Consider the following 5457-nt stretch of genomic DNA (forward strand, 5'->3'; position numbering starts at 1 on the left):
GGCGGCGGGGGCCGGGGCGGCGGCGGGCGCGCCCGTGCCGTCGTCGATGACGGCCAGCTCGGCGCCGACCTCGACGGTCTCGTCCTCGGCGACCTTGATGGAGGCCAGCACACCGGCGGCGGGCGAGGGGATCTCGGTGTCGACCTTGTCGGTCGAGACCTCGAGCAGGGGCTCGTCGGCCTCGACGCGCTCACCCTCGGCCTTCAGCCAGCGGGTGACGGTGCCCTCGGTGACGCTCTCGCCGAGCGCCGGAAGGGTTACGGAAACCGCCATGGTTTCGGTTGCTCCTTACGAATTGCGGAAGTCTGAGTCGTCGCTTCGTCGACCGAGGGTCAGTCGTGCGAGTGCAGGGGCTTGCCGGCCAGCGCCAGGTGGGCCTCGCCCATCGCCTCGTTCTGCGTCGGGTGGGCGTGGATGAGCTGGGCCACCTCGGCCGGCAGCGCCTCCCAGTTGTAGATCAGCTGGGCCTCGCCGACCTGCTCGCCCATGCGGTCGCCGACCATGTGGACGCCGACCACGGCACCGTCCTTGACCTGGACGAGCTTGATCTCGCCCGCGGTGTTCAGGATCTTGCTCTTGCCGTTGCCCGCCAGGTTGTACTTCAGAGCGACGACCTTGTCCGCACCGTAGATCTCCTTGGCCTTGGCCTCGGTGATGCCGACGGAGGCGACCTCCGGGTGGCAGTAGGTCACGCGGGGGACACCGTCGTAGTCGATCGGGACGGTCTTCAGACCGGCCAGACGCTCCGCCACCAGGATGCCCTCGGCGAAGCCCACGTGCGCGAGCTGGAGCGTCGGGACGAGGTCACCGACGGCGGAGATCGTCGGGACGTTGGTACGCATGTACTCGTCGACCAGGACGTAGCCGCGGTCCATCGCGACGCCCTGCTCCTCGTAGCCCAGGCCCTGCGAGACCGGGCCGCGGCCGACGGCCACGAGCAGGATCTCGGCCTCGAACTCCTTGCCGTCGGCGAGGGTGACCTTGACGCCGTCCTGGGTGTACTCGGCCTTCTGGAAGAAGGTGCCGAGGTTGAACTTGATGCCGCGCTTGCGGAACGCGCGCTCGAGAAGCTTCGAGGAGTTCTCGTCCTCGACCGGGACGAGGTGCTTGAGGCCCTCGATGACGGTGATGTCCGCACCGAAGGACTTCCACGCGGAGGCGAACTCGACGCCGATGACGCCGCCGCCCAGGACGATCGCGGACTTCGGCACGCGGTCCAGGACGAGGGCGTGGTCGGAGGAGATGATCCGGTTGCCGTCGATCTCCAGGCCCGGCAGCGACTTCGGCACGGAGCCGGTCGCCAGCAGGACGTGGCGGCCCTCGACGCGCCGGCCGTTGACGTCGACGGAGGTGGGGGAGGACAGGCGGCCCTCGCCCTCGATGTACGTCACCTTCCGCGAGGCGATGAGACCCTGCAGACCCTTGTACAGGCCGGCGATCACGCCGTCCTTGTACTTGTGGACGGCGGGGACGTCGATGCCCTCGAAGGTGGCCTTGACGCCGAACTGCTCGCTCTCGCGGGCCTGGTCGGCGATCTCGCCCGCGTGCAGCAGGGCCTTGGTGGGGATGCAACCCCGGTGCAGGCAGGTACCGCCGACCTTGTCCTTCTCGATCAGGGCGACGTCCAGGCCCAGCTGCGCCCCGCGCAGGGCCGCGGCGTAACCGCCACTACCACCGCCGAGGATCACTAGGTCGAAAACGGTGCTGGCGTCGTTCGCCACGTCACGTCCTCCATGCATGTGCGCCGTACGCCGGTCAACCCTGACCGGGCGGCGGCTGGTGTCCGGCCGCTCTTTCTTCGGCCCTGTGGTGGGGGCCCTGTCCTGCCGTGGCCCATCTTCGCACTTGTCGGAGGTGAACGAGACGCCGGGCCGGTGTGTGAGACGTCCCACGTTCGTTTGAGCGCCCGTGGAAAAGGGGGCTCCGCCCTACCCGCGCGCGGAGCCCCCTTCCCTCACGGCCGCATCAGCCCAGGTCGCCGGAGGCCGTCAGCTCCGCGAGGCGGACCAGCGTGCGCACCGCCGTACCCGTGCCGCCCTTCGGGGTGTACCCGAACGGGCCGCCCTCGTTGAAGGCCGGGCCCGCGATGTCCAGGTGGGCCCAGGTGATGCCCTCGCCCACGAACTCGCGCAGGAACAGGCCGGCGACCAGGCCGCCGCCCATCCGCTCGCCCATGTTGGCGATGTCGGCGGTGGGGGAGTCCATGCCCTTGCGCAGGTGCTCCGGCAGCGGCATCGGCCACGCCGGCTCGCCCACCTCCTCGGCGGCCTCGTGCACCGCGGTGCGGAAGGCGTCGTCGTTCGCCATGATCCCGAAGGTCCGGCTGCCCAGCGCCAGCACCATCGCGCCGGTGAGGGTCGCGACGTCCACGATGGCGTCCGGCTTCTCCTGCGAGGCCGCCCACAGCGCGTCGGCGAGGACCAGGCGGCCCTCGGCGTCGGTGTTGAGGACCTCCACCGTCTTGCCGCTGTACATGCGCAGCACGTCACCGGGGCGGGTGGCGGAACCGGAGGGCATGTTCTCGGCCAGCGCCAGCCAGCCGGTGACGTTCACCTGCAGGCCCAGGCGCGCGGCGGCGACCACGGCGGCGAAGACCGCCGCCGCACCGCTCATGTCGCACTTCATGGTCTCGTTGTGACCGGCCGGCTTGAGCGAGATGCCGCCCGAGTCGTAGGTGATGCCCTTGCCGACGAGCGCCAGGTGCTTCTTCGCCTTGGAAGAGGTGTACGACAGCTTCACCAGCCGCGGCCCGGCGGCGGAGCCCGCGCCGACGCCGAGGATGCCGCCGTAGCCGCCCTTCTCCAGCGCCTTGACGTCGAGCACCTGCACCTTGATGCCGTGCTCCTTGGCTGCGGCCTGCGCGATCGCGGCGAACGACTCGGGGTTGAGGTCGTTGGGCGGGGTGTTGATCAGGTCCCGGGCGCGGTTGAGCTCCTCGGAGACGGCGACGGCGCGGGCGAGCGCCGCCTTGTGCCCGGCGTCCCGCGGCTTGCCGCCGAGCAGCGTGGCCTCGGCGAGCGGCGCCTTGCCGTTCTTGTCCTTGGCGGCCTTGCCGTTCTCCTTGTAGGAGTCGAAGGAGTAGGCGCCCAGCAGCACGCCCTCGCCGATCGCGCCGAGGTCGGAGGCGTCCCCGACCGGCAGCGCGAACGCGGCCTTCTTGCTGCCGGCCAGCGCGCGGGCGGCGGCGCCGGCGGCCTTGCGCAGGGCCTCGCCGTCGTAGCCGGAGTCCTTCTCGGGCTCGGCGCCCAGGCCGACCGCCACGACCAGCGGGGCCTTGAAGCCGGACGGTGCGGGCAGCTTCGTCACCTCGCCCTCGGCGCCGGAGGCACCGAGAGTTTCCAGGACGCCGGCGAGCCTGCCGTCGTAGGCCTTGTCCACGGCCTCGGCGCCGGGTGCGACGACGAGGTCGCCGGACCTGGAGGCGGCGCCCTTGGCGACACCGACGACGATCGCGTCGGCCCGCAGGCCGGGCGCCGCGGCGGTGCTGAGAGTGAGAGCAGTCACGGTGGTGAAATCTCGCTTCCGATGTGAAGTTCCAGTGGCCGATACGTGTGGGTCGACCGGGCCCGACAGCCGACCCTAGATGCGGCGGCAGGGTGCGGTTTCCGCGGGGCCTTCCCCGGTACGTCGAACACTGCGGACGAGCCTACGCGCGTTGCGCCGTTTCGCTCATGCCCATGTCCATTCACCCGGCGGTCGCGCCGTGGTCGTGCTCCGGTCCCGGGACCCGGTCGCCCCCGTCACGCGCGCGGTGTTCATCCTTGAGGGACGCCGTCGCCCACCCAGGAGCCAGCCCGTTGAGACGCCCGACCCTCCTGCTCGCCCTGCTCCTGCTGCTGGCGGGCTGCACCACCGGCTCCGGCTCCGACTCCGGTGCGTCCGGCCCGCGTTGGCGGCCGCGTCCCGGGGTGGCCTGGCAGTGGCAGCTCAGCGGCCGCCTCGACACCTCGGTCGACGTGCCGGTCTACGACATCGACGGCTTCGACCGGTCCGCGGCCACGGTCGCCGCCCTGCACCGCGCGGGCCGCAAGGTCATCTGCTACCTGTCCACCGGCGCCTGGGAGGACTGGCGGCCCGACGCGAAGAAGTTCCCGCGCTCGGTGATCGGCGAGGGCAACGGCTGGAAGGGCGAGCGCTGGCTGGACATCCGCCGCACGGACGTCCTGGAGCCGCTCATGGCGGCCCGCCTCGACATGTGCCGCGACAAGGGCTTCGACGCGGTGGAACCGGACAACATGGACGGCTACCGCAACAAGAGCGGCTTCCGCCTCACCGCCGCCGACCAGCTCCGCTACAACCGGCTGCTCGCGAAGCTGGCCCACGACCGGGGCATGGCGGTCGGGTTGAAGAACGACCTGGACCAGATCCCGCGGCTGGTGAAGGACTTCGACTTCGCGGTCAACGAACAGTGCGCGCAGTACGGCGAGTGCGCGGCCCTGAGGCCCTTCGTCGAGGCGGACAAGGCCGTCTTCCACGTGGAGTACGAACTGCCGACCAGCCGCTTCTGCGCCCAGTCCCGCCGCCTGCGGCTGAGCTCGATGCTCAAGAAGTACGAACTGGGGGCGTGGCGGCGGGCGTGCTGATCCCGAGCCCGGTCACCGTCGTGCCGGCCACCCGGTCGGCGAAGGAGCGGCGCGTCGGGGCCAGCACGGGAAGGGCGTTGAGGAGGAAGACGAGGACCGCGAGCGCCCACACCATCACCGACGCCACGAAGTACCCCTCGACCAGCAGCACGCAGGCCACCGCGTAGACCGCGATGTCGGCCGCCGTGGTGACCGCGGCGCGCACCGCGGCCCGGCGCGCGCGGACCGGGGCGATCCGCAGCCCGAGCAGCCCCTTGCCGACGGTCCGCCCGGCCAGGGCGAGGCAGCCCCACTGGTACAGGAAGGTCGCCGCGATCAGTGCCCCGAAGGCCTCCTCCACGTCGAGGACGGCCTGGTTCCACAGCGACAGACCGAGCTGCTCCGAGGCGCCGACGACGTCGCCGCGCGAGGTCAGCAGGTCCAGGCCGCCGTGGGTGGCCAGGTCGGGCACGTCGGTGACGAGCGCGGCCATGCGGTGGAAGGTGAGCACCGCGAGCCCGGTCGCGAGTGCCAGCACCAGCGAGAAGTCGATGAACCAGGCCACGGCACGACGAAGCTTCGGCACGAACGTCCCCCGATCACGATCCCTTGTCCGTGTACGGCGGAAGAGACTACTGCCCCAGCGACAGCACCAGCAGGCAGACCGTCGCAGCCGTCTCGGCCAGCCCGCCGAACACATCGCCGGTCACGCCGCCGAAACGGCGCGTGCAGTGCCGCAGCAGGAGCTCGGCCACGGCGAGCGCGACGAGCACCGCGACCGCCGTACGCACCGCGTCGTACGTCCCGAGCAGCGCCCCCGCGGCCCCGGCCGCCACGGTCACGGCGGCCGCCACCGCCGCCGCGCCCGGCACCGGCACGACCCCCGCGACCACCG

6 protein-coding genes are annotated in these 5457 nt (G+C 71.5%); 1 reads left to right on the plus strand and 5 read right to left on the minus strand.

All coding sequences use genetic code 11. The features are described from left to right. From M8J74_RS43570 to M8J74_RS43580, 3 genes are all read right to left on the minus strand, one after another. Window positions 1-273, minus strand: a 273-nt coding sequence (locus tag M8J74_RS43570) for a biotin/lipoyl-containing protein (RefSeq protein ID WP_283949320.1), incomplete at its 3' end; no start/stop codon positions are given. 59 nt (window positions 274-332) lie between these two features. Continuing rightward, window positions 333-1721 (minus strand): dihydrolipoyl dehydrogenase, encoded by a 1389-nt coding sequence (gene lpdA / locus M8J74_RS43575; protein ID WP_058925751.1) that lies wholly within the window; start codon window positions 1719-1721, stop codon window positions 333-335. Between the two features lie 244 nt (window positions 1722-1965). Continuing rightward, the gene (locus M8J74_RS43580) at window positions 1966-3504 is read right to left on the minus strand and encodes a leucyl aminopeptidase (RefSeq protein WP_249841691.1); all 1539 of its coding nucleotides are present in this window, start codon (window positions 3502-3504) and stop codon (window positions 1966-1968) included. 293 nt (window positions 3505-3797) lie between these two features. On the opposite strand from M8J74_RS43580, the gene M8J74_RS43585 reads away from it, so the two are divergent. Then, the gene (locus M8J74_RS43585; RefSeq protein WP_249841692.1) at window positions 3798-4583 is read left to right on the plus strand and encodes an endo alpha-1,4 polygalactosaminidase; all 786 of its coding nucleotides are present in this window, start codon (window positions 3798-3800) and stop codon (window positions 4581-4583) included. Here the strand turns inward: M8J74_RS43585 and M8J74_RS43590 are convergent. Together M8J74_RS43590 and M8J74_RS43595 are read right to left on the minus strand one after the other, a co-directional pair. Beyond that, complete coding sequence (locus M8J74_RS43590) at window positions 4543-5148, minus strand: RDD family protein (RefSeq protein WP_249841693.1); 606 nt, start codon at window positions 5146-5148, stop codon at window positions 4543-4545. The genes M8J74_RS43585 and M8J74_RS43590 overlap by 41 nt on opposite strands. 46 nt (window positions 5149-5194) lie before the next feature. Beyond that, the coding region (locus tag M8J74_RS43595; protein WP_249841694.1) for an adenosylcobinamide-GDP ribazoletransferase at window positions 5195-5457 on the minus strand (263 nt) is incomplete at its 5' end.

Origin of the sequence: Streptomyces panaciradicis (assembly GCF_023516615.1) — a bacterium.
In the GTDB taxonomy this organism is placed as follows: domain Bacteria; phylum Actinomycetota; class Actinomycetes; order Streptomycetales; family Streptomycetaceae; genus Streptomyces; species Streptomyces panaciradicis.